This is a genomic window from Robertmurraya dakarensis, from assembly GCF_900156875.1.
GTDB lineage: Bacteria > Bacillota > Bacilli > Bacillales > Cytobacillaceae > Robertmurraya > Robertmurraya dakarensis.
Window position 1 is genome coordinate 3,502,940 of the sequence record NZ_LT707409.1, and the last position, 18,251, is coordinate 3,521,190.

The 18,251-nt window shown below is 38.7% G+C and carries 16 protein-coding genes; 2 read left to right on the forward strand and 14 right to left on the reverse strand.

Annotated features, from left to right (window positions below; translation table 11 throughout):
* Positions 1–20: 20 nt before the first annotated feature.
* The 6 genes from CZ487_RS25470 to CZ487_RS25495 all read right to left on the reverse strand — a co-directional run bounded on the left by CZ487_RS25470 (position 21) and on the right by CZ487_RS25495 (position 5,869).
* Entirely contained in the window at positions 21–1,217 is a 1,197-nt protein-coding gene (locus CZ487_RS25470) for a class I SAM-dependent rRNA methyltransferase (RefSeq protein ID WP_077215155.1), read from the reverse strand.
* A gap of 123 nt (positions 1,218–1,340) precedes the next feature.
* On the reverse strand, positions 1,341–2,153 hold the full coding sequence (ehuA, locus tag CZ487_RS25475; RefSeq protein ID WP_077215156.1) for an ectoine/hydroxyectoine ABC transporter ATP-binding protein EhuA: 813 nt from the start codon (positions 2,151–2,153) through the stop codon (positions 1,341–1,343).
* 7 nt (positions 2,154–2,160) lie between these two features.
* Entirely contained in the window at positions 2,161–2,871 is a 711-nt protein-coding gene (gene ehuD, locus CZ487_RS25480) for an ectoine/hydroxyectoine ABC transporter permease subunit EhuD (protein WP_077215157.1), read from the reverse strand.
* A complete protein-coding gene (gene ehuC, locus CZ487_RS25485) occupies positions 2,868–3,524 on the reverse strand; it encodes an ectoine/hydroxyectoine ABC transporter permease subunit EhuC (protein WP_084783472.1) in 657 nt (218 codons plus the stop codon). The genes ehuD and ehuC overlap by 4 nt, the downstream gene beginning before the upstream one ends.
* 93 nt (positions 3,525–3,617) lie before the next feature.
* A complete protein-coding gene (ehuB, locus tag CZ487_RS25490) occupies positions 3,618–4,493 on the reverse strand; it encodes an ectoine/hydroxyectoine ABC transporter substrate-binding protein EhuB (protein ID WP_077215159.1) in 876 nt (291 codons plus the stop codon).
* 470 nt (positions 4,494–4,963) lie between these two features.
* Positions 4,964–5,869 carry a glutamate biosynthesis transcriptional regulator GltC gene (locus tag CZ487_RS25495; protein WP_077215160.1) on the reverse strand — a complete coding sequence of 302 codons (906 nt, stop codon included), beginning with the start codon at positions 5,867–5,869 and terminating at the stop codon, positions 4,964–4,966.
* 171 nt (positions 5,870–6,040) lie between these two features.
* Between CZ487_RS25495 and gdhA the strand changes: the two genes are divergently transcribed.
* On the forward strand, positions 6,041–7,423 hold the full coding sequence (gene gdhA, locus CZ487_RS25500) for an NADP-specific glutamate dehydrogenase (protein WP_084783388.1): 1,383 nt from the start codon (positions 6,041–6,043) through the stop codon (positions 7,421–7,423).
* Between the two features lie 53 nt (positions 7,424–7,476).
* Here the strand turns inward: gdhA and CZ487_RS25505 are convergent, their stop codons facing one another.
* From CZ487_RS25505 to CZ487_RS25535, 7 genes are all read right to left on the reverse strand, one after another.
* The gene (locus CZ487_RS25505) at positions 7,477–8,064 is read right to left on the reverse strand and encodes a hypothetical protein (RefSeq protein WP_077215161.1); all 588 of its coding nucleotides are present in this window, start codon (positions 8,062–8,064) and stop codon (positions 7,477–7,479) included.
* A 12-nt stretch (positions 8,065–8,076) separates the two neighbouring features.
* Positions 8,077–9,267, reverse strand: a complete 1,191-nt coding sequence (locus CZ487_RS25510) for a ParM/StbA family protein (RefSeq protein ID WP_077215162.1) — start codon at positions 9,265–9,267, stop codon at positions 8,077–8,079.
* 330 nt (positions 9,268–9,597) lie between these two features.
* The gene (locus tag CZ487_RS25515) at positions 9,598–10,920 is read right to left on the reverse strand and encodes a UDP-glucose dehydrogenase family protein (RefSeq protein ID WP_077215464.1); all 1,323 of its coding nucleotides are present in this window, start codon (positions 10,918–10,920) and stop codon (positions 9,598–9,600) included.
* Between the two features lies 1 nt (position 10,921).
* The gene (galU, locus tag CZ487_RS25520) at positions 10,922–11,827 is read right to left on the reverse strand and encodes a UTP--glucose-1-phosphate uridylyltransferase GalU (protein WP_077215163.1); all 906 of its coding nucleotides are present in this window, start codon (positions 11,825–11,827) and stop codon (positions 10,922–10,924) included.
* A gap of 125 nt (positions 11,828–11,952) precedes the next feature.
* On the reverse strand, positions 11,953–12,735 hold the full coding sequence (locus CZ487_RS25525; RefSeq protein ID WP_077215164.1) for a HipA family kinase: 783 nt from the start codon (positions 12,733–12,735) through the stop codon (positions 11,953–11,955).
* Positions 12,732–13,841, reverse strand: coding sequence for a glycosyltransferase family 4 protein (locus CZ487_RS25530; RefSeq protein WP_077215165.1), 1,110 nt, complete (start codon positions 13,839–13,841; stop codon positions 12,732–12,734). Before CZ487_RS25530 ends, CZ487_RS25525 begins: the two co-directional genes overlap by 4 nt.
* 77 nt (positions 13,842–13,918) lie before the next feature.
* Entirely contained in the window at positions 13,919–15,034 is a 1,116-nt protein-coding gene (locus CZ487_RS25535) for a serine/threonine-protein kinase (protein ID WP_077215166.1), read from the reverse strand.
* A 419-nt stretch (positions 15,035–15,453) separates the two neighbouring features.
* On the opposite strand from CZ487_RS25535, the gene dctP reads away from it, so the two are divergent.
* Complete coding sequence (gene dctP, locus CZ487_RS25540) at positions 15,454–16,524, forward strand: TRAP transporter substrate-binding protein DctP (RefSeq protein WP_077215167.1); 1,071 nt, start codon at positions 15,454–15,456, stop codon at positions 16,522–16,524.
* A gap of 85 nt (positions 16,525–16,609) precedes the next feature.
* Here dctP and CZ487_RS25545 read toward each other — a convergent pair whose 3' ends face one another.
* A complete protein-coding gene (locus CZ487_RS25545; RefSeq protein ID WP_077215168.1) occupies positions 16,610–18,166 on the reverse strand; it encodes a BCCT family transporter in 1,557 nt (518 codons plus the stop codon).
* Positions 18,167–18,251: the final 85 nt, after the last annotated feature.

Consider the following 18,251-nt stretch of genomic DNA (forward strand, 5'->3'; position numbering starts at 1 on the left):
AGGGGGACAGTGTCTTTCTTTTATGTGAGCTTTTTTATTATGGCTACTTTTAAGTAGTTGCCTTCTTTGAATTCTTTTATGGTTTTGAAGTCTTTCGGAAGTCCGTATTCTTCTAATATTTTGTAGGTATGTCCACTTTGAGTAAATGCCTTTTCAATAAAACTCTTGAATTTCTTCATGTCAAAGGTGCTGCAGTTGGAGGAAGCAACGATGATGCCCTCCTTTTCAGTTATCTCAATCGCCTGTTCTAACAGCTTCGGATAGTCCTTCCCAGCACTGAAAGTGTGCTTTTTCGAACGTGCAAAGCTGGGAGGATCGAGAATGACCATATCAAACTTAAGCTGTTTGCGAACTGCATATTTAAAATAATGAAAGACGTCTTCTACAATGATATCCTGTGATTCAAAATCAATGCCATTCACAGCAAACTGTTCAATCGTCTTACTTTTACTCCTGTTCGCTAGGTCAACGCTTGTCGTCTTGACAGCCCCGCCTAACGCAGCTGCTACCGAAAACGCTCCTGTATAAGAAAATGTATTCAGCACACTTTTCCCTTTGGCATAGGTATCCCGTATTCTCTTCCGAACATCCCGCTGATCGAGAAAGACCCCCACCATCGCACCGTCATTTAAATAAACCGCAAAATGCATGCCGTTCTCTTTGACAATAAGCGGGAATTCAGCCCTCTCTCCCGCAACGAAATCATCATCCTCCATATAGGAGCCTTTTGCATCAAAGCGCTTTTTCTCATAAAGACCTTTAAACTTTGTAAGGTTTTCTAATGACGTAATCACTTCATTCTTAAAGGTATAAATCCCTTCACTATACCAAGTCATCAAGTAATACCCATCAAAGTAGTCAATCGCTAATCCGCCAATTCCGTCTCCTTCGCCATTAAACACCCTAAAGGCTGTCGTATCGCTGTCACGAAAGAACGATTTTCGCTGATCCAGCGCCTTTTTTATTTTCCCTTCAAAAAAGGCTTGGTCAATATTCTCTTTCTGATTTCTCGTTAAAATCCAGCCTCGGCCCTTATTTTGTTTCCCATAATATCCTTTTCCAAGAAACTTATTTTGATCATTGATCACTTCAATAAGAGTTCCTTCCGCAATATCGCCATTTAATTTCTGTAAGGATTCCTCACTAATCAGCGGGTAACCACTTTCAAATCTTTTTACAAATGAAGACTTCACTTTTACTTTCATCAATTTATCCATCTGTTCACCCAATCATTTCGGTTTACTTTTTCAAGCATTCTCTCATTATAATACTTCTCCATAAAAATTAACGCATATACGCAAAAAAAGAAGAGGCTTCCCTCTCCTTTCGTAAAAACTAATTTAATTTCTCAAGAATCTGCTCAAGAAAGCTTGAAGTCTCTCACTGCTAGGATTTTCAAGAACCTCTTGAGGAGTTCCTTGTTCTTCAATTTGCCCATCATGCAAAAAGACGATGCGGTCGGCAACATCACGGGCAAAGTCCATTTCATGAGTAACAAGGATCATCGCCATATCTGTTTCCTTTGCTAAATCCTTAATCACCTCAAGAACTTCCCCAACTAATTCAGGATCAAGAGCAGATGTCACTTCATCAAAAAGCATTACCTTAGGCCGCATCACGACTGCCCTTGCAATCGCCACACGCTGCTTCTGCCCGCCGGAAAGCTGCTCTGGATAAGCATCCAGCTTATCTCCAAGTCCTACCTTCTCAAGCATGTCTACTGCCCTCTCTCGCGCTTCCTCTTTAGAAAGCCCCAGCACGTGGATCGGTGCCTCTGTTACATTTCTTAATATACTCATATGAGGAAAAAGATTAAAATGCTGAAAGACCATGCCAATATCACTGCGCATTCTCCGCAAATGCTTCTCATCAGCAGGCACGAGCTTACCGCTGCTTGACTTCTTATGCCAAAGAGGCTCGCCACCCATTGAAATAACACCTGAAGTCGGCTTCTCTAAAGTCATCAGCATGCGAATGATCGTTGTTTTTCCGGATCCACTTGGGCCGATTAATGCCACCTTTTCCCCAGGCTTAATATCTAAATCTACGCCCTTTAAAACTTCGATATCGCCAAACCTCTTCGTAACATTTTCATAACGCACTAACGTACTAAGAGAATCTTTACTAGCTAGATCCTTTTCTATCGCTCCCATCTCATCATCACCCTTTCAGTTCTTCAAATTCATTCATTTCTTTTACTGCTTTCTTTGTCGAACGAAAGCCTCTTTTTGACCGTTTTTCCAGCTTGTTGATCAGCAAGGCAGATGGATAGCTTAATAACAAGAACAACAATCCAACAATCGTGATAGGTTCTAGATACTTAAAGTTTGCGGCACCAATCAACTGTGCTTCTTGTAAAAACTCACCAACACCAATTGCCATCAAGATAGGTGTTTCTTTAAAAAGAACAAGCAAGTAATTCCCCATCATCGGAATGACTGGCGGTAGCGCTTGAGGGAGAATAACCTTGAACCACGTCTGCATCTTTGAAAAATTCATTGCTTTCGCAGCTTCCCACTGACCTTTCGGAACTGCTTCTATCCCTGAACGGTATACCTCAGAAAGATATGTGCTGTAATGAATTCCTAATGTCAGGATCCCAGCTGTATATTTATCGAAGGAAATGCCGATTGAAGGAAGTGCAAAGAAGACAAAAAACAATTGCACTAAAGGAGGAGTACTTCTGACAAATTCTATAAAGCCATATGTCGCCAAGGCTAAAGGTTTAAAGCTAGACCTTCTAGCAAATGTAAGTGCAAGTCCAAATACCAACGAAACGATATATGCACCTAAAGTAATCCCAATGACCAGCCAGATTGCACCAGCAATTTCCGGAAATACTTCAATCGCAAAATTCCAATCCCATGTCATGCTTTCACCACTCCCTTTGAAGCATTTTTCTCCAATTTACGAACGCCAAAAATTAACGGGAGGGCAATAACAAAATACATGATCAAAAGTACGATAAAGACCGGAAATGTATAGCTAATATTTGTATTTTGAACCATAAGACCTTTGTAAGTTAAGTCCGTCAGCGTAATCAATGAAACGAGAGAAGTGCCTTTTAATAGTTCAATAGAGGTATTTCCGAACCCAGGCAGCATCATTCGGATCGCTTGCGGAAGAATAACAAGCCTCATTCGCTGCCACCGGGTCATATTCAAAGCGATCGATGCTTCTGTCTGGCCGTTCGGAATGGCCAAAATGGCACCGCGTACAATTTCGGACCCATAAGCACCATAATTTAGACCGAGGGCCGTCACTCCAGCAAGGAATGGAGAAAATTGAAATCCAAAGGCCGGCAGAGCAAAGAAGATAAAAAACATCTGCACAAGCAAAGAAGTTCCGCGGAAAAGCTCTACATAGACACTTGTCAAACTTCTTACAACAGCAAACCTCGAAACTCGCCCTAACCCTGCTATAAAGGCTATAACCAAAGCTAGGCAGGAAGATGCAACTAATAATTGGATGGTTATAATCGCACCGGGTAAAATTTTAGGAATAATATCAACATATACATCCATCATTCATCACATCCTTCAAATCTCTTATTTTAATCGTTCTATCCAAAAACAGGCACCCAGAATGAAGAGTGCCTGTTTTTTGCATCTATCAATCTAGCCTTTACAAAGTTCCTCTGCTGTCGCATCTCCTGGTAAGTCTGCTTCTGTAAAGCCAAACTCGCTAATAATATTTAATAATTCACCTGAATCCTTCAACTCTTGAAGCTTCTCGTTATAAGCTTCTCTTAGCTCATCATCATCAATACGGAAGGCGGCAGCTCCATAGCCGCGGACACTTTCACCATCAACTGTCGGCTGCGTAAAGTCCTCAACGCGGTCAATGTTCTTGGCATTTGCCGTTTTCAATGCACTTTCCAATGTCGGACCTGTCATTGTGATCGCATCTACTCTGCCTGATTCAAGAGCAGCAATATTTGAAGGGATATCCTGAACAATCTCCATTTGATCATCTGATATTCCTGCTGCTTTCAGATAATCAATTTCAATAGCACCATTCATAATCGCTACCTTTACATCCGGGTTATTTACAATATCTTCATAGCTGTGCAAATCAAGCGGATTTCCCTTTTGAACTGCTAAAGCTTCACCAATACTATATTCTGGTTCACCGAAATCGACTTGTTCACAACGATCTGGCGTAATATACATTCCAGCTGTAACAACGTCAAAGTTGCCTGACTGCAAGCCAGGAATAAGCGATCCGAATTTAGTCAGCTTTCCTTCCATTTCTTCTATGCCAAGCTCCTTAAAAACAGCCCGAGCTACTTCAACTGACTGTCCTGTTAAATTCCCATCTTCATCTTCATATGCATATGGAACTTCTCCAGAAAACCCGACAACTATCTTTCCTTCTTCAAGCGCTTTTTCCAGTGTAGACATATCTCCTTCAGATCCTGATGACGTCGATGAACAAGCAACCAGACTCAGCATCAAAAGACATACGACTATTCCTGTTAAAAATTTCTTCAATGATCAAACCCCCAATTTTTTGAATAGCATTTTTCTTCATATAAAGCTGTACTTATTAAAACCTTTTTGGAAAAAACATCGTTCATAAGAAGAATTATCTTAAACTTGTACATTCACAGTAGAGTTAATGTGAAAATGGTTGTGAATGATGGTAATAGTGGAATGTTGAATAGGAAAAGCGGCATAAATTAAGTCTACGCAAATTAAAAAGATGATACAAACCTCATATTTTATGATAATCAAGGATAATTCCAGCTCACCTATCTTCAGCTCTTTTAAATTTAGGGAAAACTTAGAATTATTAGCATATACTTGAAAATACTACTAAATATGCAGTATATTTAGACTAAACTGAATATTTTATTTGCGAAATCCGCCTATAAACTTTCATACTAAAAAAGACGAATTCCACACAGAACCCGCCTTTCAACTGATTTTTGAGTCAGACCTATTGCCCGTTATCATCCTATTCACCTTTGAAAGTTATTTAAAATTAAGAAGAAGTCCTTTAAAAACTCATGAAATAATCGTTCTGTCGGTAGCAGCTGCCGCTCTTTTGGAATGATGACTCCAACCGTTCTTGTTACTTTTGGTTCAGTAATCGGAATCATCACAGTCGAACGCGGTAAACTGTCTATTAATGTTATTTCCGGAATTAACGTAACACCCAATCCTGCCGATACCAAACCTTTAATGGCATCAATATCTTCTCCTTCAAACGAAACTTTTGGCAGATAGCCAATTTCCTGACATGCATTTACTATAATTTCCCTTAAGATAAACCCCTTTGGAAATAAAATAAATGAATCTTCCTGCAGTTGGCTGAGTGTAAGTTCTTTGCGATCTGCTAACGGATGGCTACTTGGCAAAAGGGCCACAATATTTTCTGTAAATAAAATATCACCGTTCAATTTATGTTCGTTTTTGGGCAGAGGTCCAATGAGAGCCATATCAATGTCCCCTTTGATTACCGCATCAATTAAGTGACGGTAGGAGCCCTGATTCAATTGAAATTTCACCTTCGGATACTTATCACGAAAAGCAGAAACGACAGTTGGCAGAGTATAATTAGCCAAGCTGCTTGGAAAACCGATGCGAATCGTTCCTCTTTCCGGATTTACGTACTCTTCAACTTCCCGTTTCGCATTATCAATGACCTTCATGGCCTGCTCCATATGTTCCAAAAATATTTTTCCAATTGGGGTTAACCGGACACTTCGTCCTTCACGAAAAAACAAATCCACACCGAGCTCAGATTCTAAATTAAAAATCTGCCTGCTCACAGCAGATTGTGCAACATGCAAATTCAATGCAGCTTCTGTCACATGTTCCCGTTTTGCCACCTCGATGAAATACTGAATTTGTCTTAATTCCAACTTTATCATCCCCATTCATCTCATATTGGCATTGATATTATCTATTATACGTATTGATTAGATTATTCATAGGATATAAAATAAAAAAACAGAAGTAATAAGTTCTGCTACGGATTCATACCAATTGAATTTTGAAAAATTTTAAATTTTAATAAAGAGGGGAAAAATATTATGTTACTAACAATGGAAGCAAAAGATGAGGCGACAAGAAACGCCAAAGAGTATGTAAATGAAATATACGAAACAGTTGTGAAGCGCAATCCTCATGAAAGCGAATTTCACCAAGCTGTACTAGAAATTCTTCATTCACTTGTACCTATTCTGGCGAAAAATCCTATTTACCAAAAGCATAGCATTCTAGAAAGAATTGTTGAACCTGAAAGAATCATTTCATTCCGTGTACCTTGGGTCGACGATCAAGGAAAAGTACAAGTTAACAGAGGATTCCGTGTTCAATTCAACAGTGCGATCGGACCATATAAGGGCGGTTTACGTTTTCACCCATCTGTAAATGCAAGTATTATTAAGTTCCTTGGATTTGAACAAATCTATAAGAACGCATTAACTGGTCAACCTATCGGAGGGGGAAAAGGCGGATCAGATTTTGACCCTAAAGGGAAATCTGACATGGAAATCATGCGCTTTACACAAAGCTTTATGACTGAGCTTTACAGACATATCGGTCCTGACATTGATGTACCTGCTGGTGATATCGGTGTTGGAGGAAGAGAAATTGGTTATTTATTCGGCCAGTATAAAAGAATCCGCGGCGGTAACGAAGCTGGTGTCCTTACAGGAAAAGGCATCGGTTACGGAGGAAGCTTAGCACGTACAGAAGCAACAGGCTACGGTACAGTTTATTTCGTTCAAGAAATGTTACAAGACAAAGGAATCGAATTAGAAGGAAGCACAGTGGTTGTTTCTGGTTCTGGGAACGTATCCATCTATGCAATTGAAAAAGTTCAACAGTTAGGCGCACAAGTTGTAGCCTGCAGTGATTCAAACGGATATATTTATGATAAAAATGGTATCAATCTCGATACTGTAAAACGTCTTAAAGAAGTAGAAGGAAAAAGAATTAAAGAGTACGTTGAGGCACATCCTCACGCTGAATACGTGGAAGGCTGTACAGGAATTTGGTCTATTCCATGTGATATCGCGTTACCTTGTGCTACTCAAAACGAAATTGATGAAGAAGCTGCAAAACAGCTTGTTGCAAATGGAGTGAAAGCAGTAGCTGAAGGTGCAAACATGCCTTCTACACTTGAAGCAGTTGATGTATTCTTAAGCAATGATGTTCTATTCGGACCAGCAAAAGCTGCTAACGCTGGCGGTGTAGCAGTATCTGCATTGGAAATGGCTCAAAACAGTTCAAGAATCGCTTGGAGCTTTGAAGAAGTTGACGCTAAGCTTCATGACATCATGAAGAACATCTATCAGCAAAGCGTTCAAGCAGCTGAGGAGTATGGTTATGCTGGAAACCTTGTAATTGGTGCTAATATCGCCGGATTCAAAAAGGTTGCCGATGCTATGATCGTACAAGGTGTTATCTAATTATCGCTAAACCAATAAAAAAGATGCGTACTATTAATAAGTACGCATCTTTTTTATTTATTCATTTGGCTTAAAAATCCACCCAGCAAGTCCTCTACATCGTCTTCTTCTATATTATCCTCATTTTCAGACAGTGAAGCAGCCTGCTCATCTTTAATCTGATTCCAATCTAATTCCATTAGATCATCTTCGTCCAAGACAGAGTCTGTTTCAAGGTCGAACTCGCGGCTTTCATCAGTATCTTCCAACATCGGATTTTCCTGCTCTTGTAGAAATAAGGCTTCATCAATATCTAATGAATGACTGTTAAAAGAGGCAAGAAACGAAGAAGCCCGGACAGGATCTGCAAGCATTTGGTAAATAATTGATCCAAGCAGCGCTTCAGAATGGGCATGCTTCAGCCAATTACGCTGTTCCTTGCTTAATGCTCTTGGAAGAGGAATCGTCACCGTTTCTTTCTCTTTAATATGATGACGATTCACTCCATCCAGCACAAACTCGGCAATTTTACTGGAAAAATTCCGTTTTTCCTTATCCTTTAATTCCTGTAATTGCTGAATGAGATGATCTGGAGTATCAGAAGGGAGCCTAAACGTAATAGCTTGTCCCCTCTCAATACCAGCCCTTCCGTTTTTTTTCATGACATCACCTTATTATTTTGTGACAGCTTGTTTCTCCGGGCCCTTTCCTTTGCCCTTTTCCTCTTTTTCCTTCTTTCTTACAAAATCGGAAATAAGCTTATAATAAGCATTAGCCATCATCCAGATACTTTCTTTCTCATCCTCGAAAAATTCAATATTATAGCCATCTAAACTGTTATTAAGCGCCTTAAGATAATCTTTTAAAACAATAGAACCGCCGCCTACAAAATAGCAAATCTCTGTTTGTGAGTTCTTTTTCCAAACATTGCGGAGATGACGGTATTGCTTTTTGGCAAGCTCCAATAAAATGCGGTCCGTAATATCATGAACACTAGTCCGGCTTCCTTTTACCATAATGTGATTGCGGTCATTTTTCCTAGTAATAATTTCAACCACATCACGACGGCTGTCTAGCTCCACTCCGTGTTTCGAACGAATTTCTTCACGAATTGCTTCCAATGCTTCAGAAACACCGATATTGAAGCCTTGCGCTTTATCATCATCGACATTGCGGTTCTTAATCACTGCTACATCAGTTGATAAACCTCCAATGTCTTGAATCAGAATTCTTCTATCAATTAAATCTCTATTAATAATGTTGAGATCATTGTCCATAACAAGGTTAATGTAAGCTGCAAATCCTTCAGGATATACTTTCACTTCATCAAATTTAATATTTACTTTTATACCTTGATACTTTGGAGTCACTAAAAATTCCACTTGATGGACAGAGCTTAATAATTGCGCTCGGTACCCTACATCTTTACCTTCCTTTACTTCACGGAGAGGTAATCCTGTACCAAGAGTATAATTAGCATCTATTACATTATTAACCTTTTTAAAAAGATTAGAATTTTCATCTCTTACTGCATCTAATGCCAATGAAGCAAAAAGCATAACCAATGTCTGATCCTCTTCAGACTTACTACTTCCAGGATCTAATTCTGCGGCATTGTCACTTTTTGTCGCAAGACTGCCCACACGATAAACAACATTATTTTCTGTTAAAGCAGGGGAGTGGACTCTAATATGAATACCTTCTAATGGATCCTTCTCATTTAACTCTTCTATTCCAATAACTGGACGATCCTCCGTATCTCTTGCCATTACGTTCGGTATATTTAGTTCAAAGTCCATTTTACCGAATAAAGCCTTAATTGAATCATTTCCAACATCAATTGCTGCTACCCTAGAATTACTCATCAAATCATCCCTTCATATGATTATAGGTATAAGAAAAATTTAACATCATATAATAATAGATTATTTGATTTCCAATAGCTAGTCAATGATTCATTAGTTGTATTCAAAAAGGATTACAAGTACACAAATATGTATACACGTACACAAATCCGCATACATGTTGATATATCAGCATGTATACACGTTTGTAAACAAGTATACGAATATGAATACATTAAGTATACATATTCGTATACAAGAATACACTTTTGTATACATGATAAAATGCACCAATTTATCCCTGTAATTGTACCTGTTATCTCCCCTCCCCTTCTCTTCAACTCAATACATTTATTTATTGCTGCTATTGATAAAAGGCGGTTTACCTACTGGGTAATACTCGATATTTTTAATATCTTCTAATTGCTCTTCCCTAAAACAGTTCCTGCCATCAAAAATGATCGGCTGTTTCATTTCATCGAGTGCCTTCTGCAAATCCAAATTCTTAAACTCATTCCATTCGGTAACAATCATTAAGGCATCAGCATCAGCAATCGCTTCAAAGGCATTTGAGGCATATTCTATTTCATCCCCAATTACTTTTTGGGCATTTCCCATTGCAACCGGGTCATAAGCGGAAACACTTGCTCCGAGTCTAACAAGTTCCTTTACAATTATAATCGAGGGAGCTTCTCTCATATCATCAGTCTCCGGCTTGAACGCAAGTCCGAGCATCGCAAATTTCTTGCCCTTAATATCACCGAATCGTTTTAAAGCTTTTGAAACAAGTCGTTTTTGCTGCTCTTGATTAGTCTCAATCGTTTCCTTCACAATTGCAAAAGGAACCCCATTCTTTCTAGCAGTATGAACTAACGCCGCTGTGTCCTTTGGGAAGCAGGAACCGCCATAGCCAATACCTGCCTGTAAAAAGGCACTTCCTATTCGTTGATCCCTTCCCATTCCTTCAGCAACATCTTCAACATTCGCCCCCACTGCTTCACATAAATTTGCCATTTCATTAATGAAGCTGATCTTCGTTGCTAAGAACGCATTTGAAGCATATTTAATTAACTCTGCACTGCGAATAGTTGTCTGAAGTACAGGGACTTTCATTGGACGGTACATCTCTGCTATTTTCTCAGCTGCAAATTTGTTATCAGCACCGATAACGATTCGGTCAGCTCGAAGAGTATCTTGAACCGCAGACCCTTGCCTTAAAAATTCTGGATTGGAAACAATCTCAATCTTTACTCCAGATTCCAACCCATCTTTTATTCTTGTTTTAATATATTCATTCGTGCCAACCGGAACGGTACTTTTTATGACCACAATCGCATCATGCTTCAAGTGCTGGGCAATATCCTTTGCTGCCTGCTCAAGATAGACCAAATTCGCCGCACCCTCATCTGTTTGCGGCGTACCTACTGCAATAATGATCACCTCTGCCCTTTCAAAGCCTTTTTGGTGTGAAGTTGTAAACTCAAGCCTCCCCTCTCCCATATTGCTGACTAGCAAACTTTCTAATCCAGGCTCATAAATAGGAGAAATCCCTTTATTCAACTGATCAATTTTTTCAGTATTAACATCAATGCAAGTAACATTATGACCAATTTCCGCTAAGCAAACACCCGTCGACAGCCCGACATAACCTGTTCCTAATACCGTAATTTTCATCCTAATCATACTCTCTCTTAAAAAGTTGAAGATTTTCCTTTTTGTCCATTTCATTCAAATAATCGATAAGTGCTTCTCTTATTTCCTCTCTTTGCAGAGCAAAGTCTAACGTTGCTTTAATAAAGCCGATTCGGTCACCGATGTCATAGCGTCTTCCTTCAAAATTATAGGCGAGGACTGCCTGCTGCTTGTTTAATTCATTAATCGCATCCGTCAGCTGAAGCTCATCCCCTCTTCCAAAAGGAACACTCTCTAAAAATTGAAATATTTCAGGTCTCAAGACATAACGTCCCATGATGGCGTATGTGGATGGTGCTTCCTCTATATTGGGCTTTTCTACTAATGAATCGATATGAAGTAGATTTGGTTCGAACATGGTGCCTTTTGGCTTTATAATTCCGTATTTGCTAACATCCTCTTTTGGAACTCCTTGAACAGCAACAACTGAACTATTACAATACTCAAACACACGAATAAGCTGTTTGAGACAAGGAGTTTCAGACATTACAATATCATCGCCAAGCATAACAGCAAATGGTTCATTCCCTATGAAGCTTTTTGCACAAAGAATGGCGTGTCCCAGTCCTTTAGGTTCCTTCTGGCGTACATAGTAGATATTGGCCAAACTTGAAATCTTCTGTACTTCTTCCAGCATATCTTGCTTTCCTTTTCTAAAAAGAGCATCTTCTAGTTCATATGATTTATCAAAATGATCTTCAATTGACCGTTTTCCTCTGCCAATGATGATGATAATCTCTTCAATCCCCGAAGCAACCGCTTCTTCGACGATATATTGAATCGTTGGTTTATCAACAATTGGCATCATTTCTTTCGGCTGTGCCTTCGTAGCAGGCAAGAACCTTGTTCCAAGACCAGCAGCCGGTATGATGGCTTTCCGTATTTTCATCTCTTTCCTCCTGCTATAAGATATTTATCGTTGTATATGAAGCCCGACAGCTTTTTTTCACGATAGAAAAATAGATTCATAGACTTAATCTTTGGTTTTAAAATAAACTCCTGAATCGCTAAGAGTCAGGAGTTATCATTTTTTTGATGAAGGGGCCTATAAACCTTTTTAAGAAAACTTCCCATTAATTTAGGCAGTATTTTATCACGTCTTCTTAATAATACTGTGACAATGCCCTTTCTTTCTTCCGCTGTTACATTCCAATCATCAGGAATTAGGGCGACAATCTCTTCTATCAGCAAAATTGGTATAGTTTGAATAATTTCCAATGACGCGTGAAAATCCTCTTCGTTTCTAATGAAACGTGCCATTAGCTGGTGTGCCGCACTTTTCATGACTCTCTCCGGAAGACTATCTAAATCTGGCATTTCCCAATTATACGTGCTGAATACCTCAGCATGGTCAATAGTCCATAACTGATAGGAATCTGCTCCTTTTTCTTCTAGGAGGATATTTTTTCTGGTTCGGTCGGTATTTCCCAGCCAATAATCAAATAAAATAATAGATGCAAGGGTGGAAGGATTTGTAATGCTTTCCACATCAGTAACTTGATGACCATCCAAACAATTCGGTATGAACAATGACGCAAATTGATAACTGTCATCTTTTAAAGGCGGCAGATCAGGAATTTGGCTTGAAAACTCCTGTGGGATTTTTACTATTTTTGCAACTGGAATTGGCAATCCGAGATAACGTCCCAGACAATATGAGATCCATTCGTTTGGCAATGTCTTTTCAAAACCAGGACGAAAATATTTAACTACATAATCTCTACCATCATCGAAGGTAATCAAATGTGCATTTGACTTTCCTTCCATCTTTCGTCGATAAGCTACAGGTTTTATCAAGGAGCCTGCACCTCACCTTCATCATTCTTTCCTTCCACTTTTCTTAATGCTCCAACATATTGTTCTGCTACCACTTCTATCGCAAAATTTTTACGAACATGATTTACCGCTTCCTTTGATCTACGCTCATAGAGTTCAGGATAGTCTACGATCCCGTAAATTTGGTTTACTGCGTCATCAACGTTTTGGCCGCGGAAAAGCAAGCCTGTTTCCCCTTTCCGGACTAGTTCAGTGATTGGCATAATATTGGATGCGACAACTGGTACTCCACAAGCCATTGACTCAATGAACGTATTCCCAAACGATTCAGATTTGGTTGTAGCAAGCGTACAACCCCCTGACTCACGTATTTTTGCATACATATGCGGCATTTGCTGATAAGGAATAACGGGAAACCACTTTATGATATCGGTCAATTCTTCCTCCTGCCATTTAATAGTAAACTCATTTCTTTGTACACTTTGTGCTCCGCCTATTACCCAAATCTCTATATCTTCACGTTCACTTTTAATTTTTTGCGCAATTTCAAGTAATCTAGTCCAATTTTTACGTTTATCCAATCTTCCTATCCAGCCAATAATTTTTTTATTGTTCCTCAGAATAGGAATACTATTGTAATCAATCTCGTCTTTTTGCAGCGGACGAAAGAAGGATGTGTCTATGCCATTATAGATAACATTTATTGGTATATTATCAGTGAGGATTGAGACTAATCTTTTCTGATACTGTGAGGGTACAATGATAAACTCTGGGTTAATTCCTCTGAATGTTTTTAGATGGGGCTGTAACTTGATTAGTTCGGGTGTCCGTGCTTCAACAATGACAGGTCCTTGATAATTTGCCTTTTGAATCCATTTATAAGCTGCACCTGTATCAACCACAATAATGGCATCATAACGATTACTCTGAATAATATTAACAATCTTTTCTTCATCTTTCGTTAAATACACAGTAGCTACATCTTCCATAATATGCATACCACCATGATCTGTGGTATATAAAAAGTCCGTTTCGATTCCATGTTTTTTGAAGTATATTGCACGATTTCGCCAGCCAGCGTTAACCCCGCCAACAGTTAGCAGGCGCCAGATGACAAGTATTTTCATTTTGACATCACCTCTTTACCTTTTGATATACCCTGTTAGTAGTTTTTGTTTCTATAAAAACCAACTTCTCTAATGCCTTACTTTTTTCTCTTGGTTTTTGATAAATCAGGACCAATGGAAAGCATTTTTTTAAATAACTCTTCTTTGCTTTTCCTCTTTTCTTCTGCTTCTCTTTTCTTTCTTTGTTCTTCCGTTTCTTTAACCTTTTTACTCTTTGATTTTTTGTTTTTATCCTTCTTTTTACCCATTTCTTTGTCCTCCTTCTTCTTTCCTTTATCCTTTGAATCTATTAGCTCTTTAAATACCTTTTCTTTAAACTCTTGATCTACTTCTGACAATAACTCCTTATCTGTCTTGGCCTGTTCATATTGAGCCCAATACGCATCCATTTGATCTTTTACTTGATCCGGGTTGTATCCCATTGCGAGCATGGCCTTCACCCACTCATCCTTAAACACTTTATAAACGAGGTTTTCCAGCCCTACCTCATAAAGAGGCTTTTCATTACTTGTTCTTAACCTTTCACTAGCCTTTTTGATTGCTTCTTTATCATAGGCCTGACTTGAAATTACTTTAATGAGTTCGCGGGACTGCTCTTCCATCTCAATATAGTGCTTCCATTCTTCGTATAAACTTGGAGCAAATTCTTGCACATGTTCTAAAAAGAGTGCTTTATACTCCTCTCCAAGAGAATTTAATAATTTTCGAGGGTATGGATATACCCGGTCTCTCCAAATGGTTCTCGCTACATCAATTACTTTAAGACTCCCATCATTTTGAAGATAGATTTGTCTCTTATGATGATCAATTCTTTCAAATCCAATTTCCTTAAATACAATAAGCATTTGTATTAATTTTGCAGACAGCTCTTTTGTCAGAGGCTGCGATTGTAAATATTCACGCAAATCCACTCCTCTTACTATTTCCATAGCAATATGAAGAGGTCCCCTTCCATGAAGTTTCGGAAAAAGGTTTGTATGCTGGCCAAGCGATAGAGCTTGATATTCCCTTTCACAATCTTCCTCATTTCCGAATACTTTTACACATATATCATTTGTAAATTGAAAAACAGCTCCTTGACGTCCCTTACCCATCATTTTTAACGGTGAATTGTTGACTACTTCTACATCAGCATTTTCCAAATTTGTTACTTTAATTTTTTCAACATGTTTGTTTAATAAAGAAGTATCCACATAATTCCTCCTTCCAAAAAATTCTCCATATACACTTGCTAAACTTGTACTCTTCTATATTCAATTCATCAATGTAAAGAAATGTAAAGGCAAACAACCACAAATGTAAAAATATTTATGTGTTTTGTAAAAAACTAGGTTAAAACCTCTCCAAAGGTACACCTTTTCCTTATTTAATGTTTTCAAGCTTGTCACTGAAGCATCACTTTTGCATGGTTTGTCCTAATCTGTCTAATTATCAATATTTTTGAAATAATTACAATATTTAATTTATTTAAAAGGGATTTTCTCATATATGTAGAATAGTTTTCTAGAAGCATTAGTCACTTACCACAATTGCTTTTCTCAATCGGAGGTGGATTTATTTACTGTCTAAAAGTAGGTGGCTGCACATTGACTAATATGTTAGGAGGATACAAATGAAATTATTTAAAACAATAAATATAATCATTATTACATTAACGATTGCCTTAGCTGGATGCGGTAATAATTCCTCACAAGAGACAACTGAACAAGCCTCTGGATCTGCAGATGAACAAATTACTTTAAAACTTGCCTCATTTTTCGCTGATACGACGACAACTTATACTGATTTTGTAAAACCTTGGATAGAAAGGGTAACAGAACGGACAAATGGAAAAGTTCAGATTGAATACTATCCATCTGAACAGCTCGGGAAAGCTGGTGACTTGCTTGGGTTAACTGCAGATAATGTTGCTGATATCAGCATGCTTCCAACTATTTATTATCCTTCAGAAATGCCTATCAATAATGCTTTACAAAATATGCCTGGTGTCGCAGAATCCGGCTATCAATCAACATTAGGCTTTTGGGATCTGATCCAAGAGAATCCAGAGATACTAGAAAAGGAATTTTTAGCAAACGGTGTAAGACCGCTGGGTGTGTTAAACTCACCTCCTTATGAAATTTGGACAATGGACCGGGAAATTCGTGTCCCTTCAGATTTAAAGGGACTAAAAATCAAGACTGCTGGAGGCATGTCCAGTGAATTCTTTGAATTTGTAGGGGCGGTTCCTGTAACAGTTCCCTACCCAGAAATGTATGAAGCAGTTGAAAGAGGAGTAGTTGATGCGCTTAGCATTGATGGTAAACCACTCATTTCTACAGGAGTAAAAGATCTTTTAACGCATGGTGTATTGCCTCACTATGGAACAAGCTTACAGGCTCTCATTATTAATGAAAAGGTTTGGCAAGGCCTGCCCGATGATGTAAAAGAAGTCATGATTCAAGCAGGTCAAGAAGTGACTGAAGAAATCGGAAAAGTAGAAAACGAAGTAGCAAAAACATTTATAGAAGAGTTTAGGGCAAACAAAACGATTGTTGAACTAACTCCAGAAGAAGAACAGGAGTGGAAATCAACGGCGGAAGAATTCCAGAAAAAATGGATTGCTGAAAATGAAACAGAAGACTTTAAAATCTCTGAGTATCTAGAACAGTATAAGAAGAGTCTAGAGAAATTTAAAGAATAATCACGAAATAATAAGAGGTAAAGCTATGGTTCACTACAGCTTTACCTCTTATTTTATCCATGTATCATAATCATTTCGTAAATCACTACTTTTTTTTCTTATTATCTGCAGCAGCCTTCTCCAATCTGCGAAAGCGCCGCAGATCTGCTTTACGAATCGGAAGTGGTTCGTGCTTCAGTAACTTTACAATAGCAAATGTTAATAACAAAAGAATGACTGTGAATGGAAGCGCCGCAATTAAGGAAGCTGTTTGCAATGCTTCAAGTCCCCCTGCATAAAGCAGCACGGCAGCAATCGCCGACATCAGGATCCCCCACACATACTTGGCAAATTGCGGTGGTGTAATGCTTCCATAAGACGTCATACTGGCTAATATATAGGTTGCTGAGTCAGCGGACGTCACTAAAAATGTGAATATTAATAATATAGATAGCACAGACATGATTACCGAGAATGGCAAATAGTTAAAGGTTTGGAACAACGCTGATGTAATATCGGCATTAACAGCAGCTGCAATTCCCGCACCATTATTTAAATCCTGCCATATTGCTGTTCCCCCAAACGCCGCTATCCATAAGCACGCGATTAAAGGGGGAATAATCATGACACCCATGATATATTCACGTATTTTGCGTCCCCTCGAGACCCTTGCTACAAAAGCTCCAACGAAAGGCGACCATGCAATCGCCCAAGCCCAATAGAAGATCGTCCAGTCACGAACCCAAGTTCCTCCCTGATACGGCTGCAGACGTAAGCTGTACTGGATAAAATTCGTGAAATAGTCCCCCATTGCTAATGTAAAGCTTTCTAAAATAAATACAGTAGGACCTGTAATAAGTACAAATAAAAGCAGCACTATGGCGATTCCTAAATTTAGATTACTCAAATAGCGAATCCCTTTATCTAAGCCGGTTGTGGAAGACAACATATAAGCAATAAAAATAATGGCAATAATGATGATTTGGATTCCAAAATGGTTTTCCGTTCCAAATACAGCATTAATTCCGCCATTCATTTGCAGTACCCCAAGACCAATCGATGTAGCAATCCCCATTACCGTCGCAATCACAGCTAATGTATCAATTGTATGCTTTACACCCGGTTTGCTTCCTGTGACAGGTTCTAGTGCTGTTGAAACAAGTCCATCTCGATCTTTACGGAACTGCAGGAACCCGATCACAAGTCCGACAATTGCAAATACGGACCACTGACTGACTCCCCAATGAAAAAAGGAATATCCCATTGCAAGTCTTGCTGCATCTTCTGTTTGACCTGCTACATTTGCATAAGGCGGAGTAAAAAAGTGACTCATCGGTTCCGCGACGCCCCAAAAAACAAGTCCCGCACCAAAGCCCGCTGAAAATAACATTCCAATCCATGTAAAGAATGAAAATTCTGGGCGCTCTTTTTCACCGCCAAGGCGGATTGCTCCATACTTACTTAAGGCCAAGCCAACCAAAAATACAATCAGAATGAGAACTGCTAATAAGTAGAACCAGCCAAAATTTACCGTCGTAAAATTAAACAGGTTTCCTGAGACTTCTCCAAACTTCACTGGAATGATGGCACCAAGAATAACTAATGCCAAAATAACAGCACCTGATATAAAAAAAACTGGATTTCGCAAAATCTTTTTATTCATGTAAACCCCCGCATGTCCAACTGTTTAATTTAAGATTACTTCTATTATTTTTCAAATCAGAAAAACAATACTTAATCGAACGAAT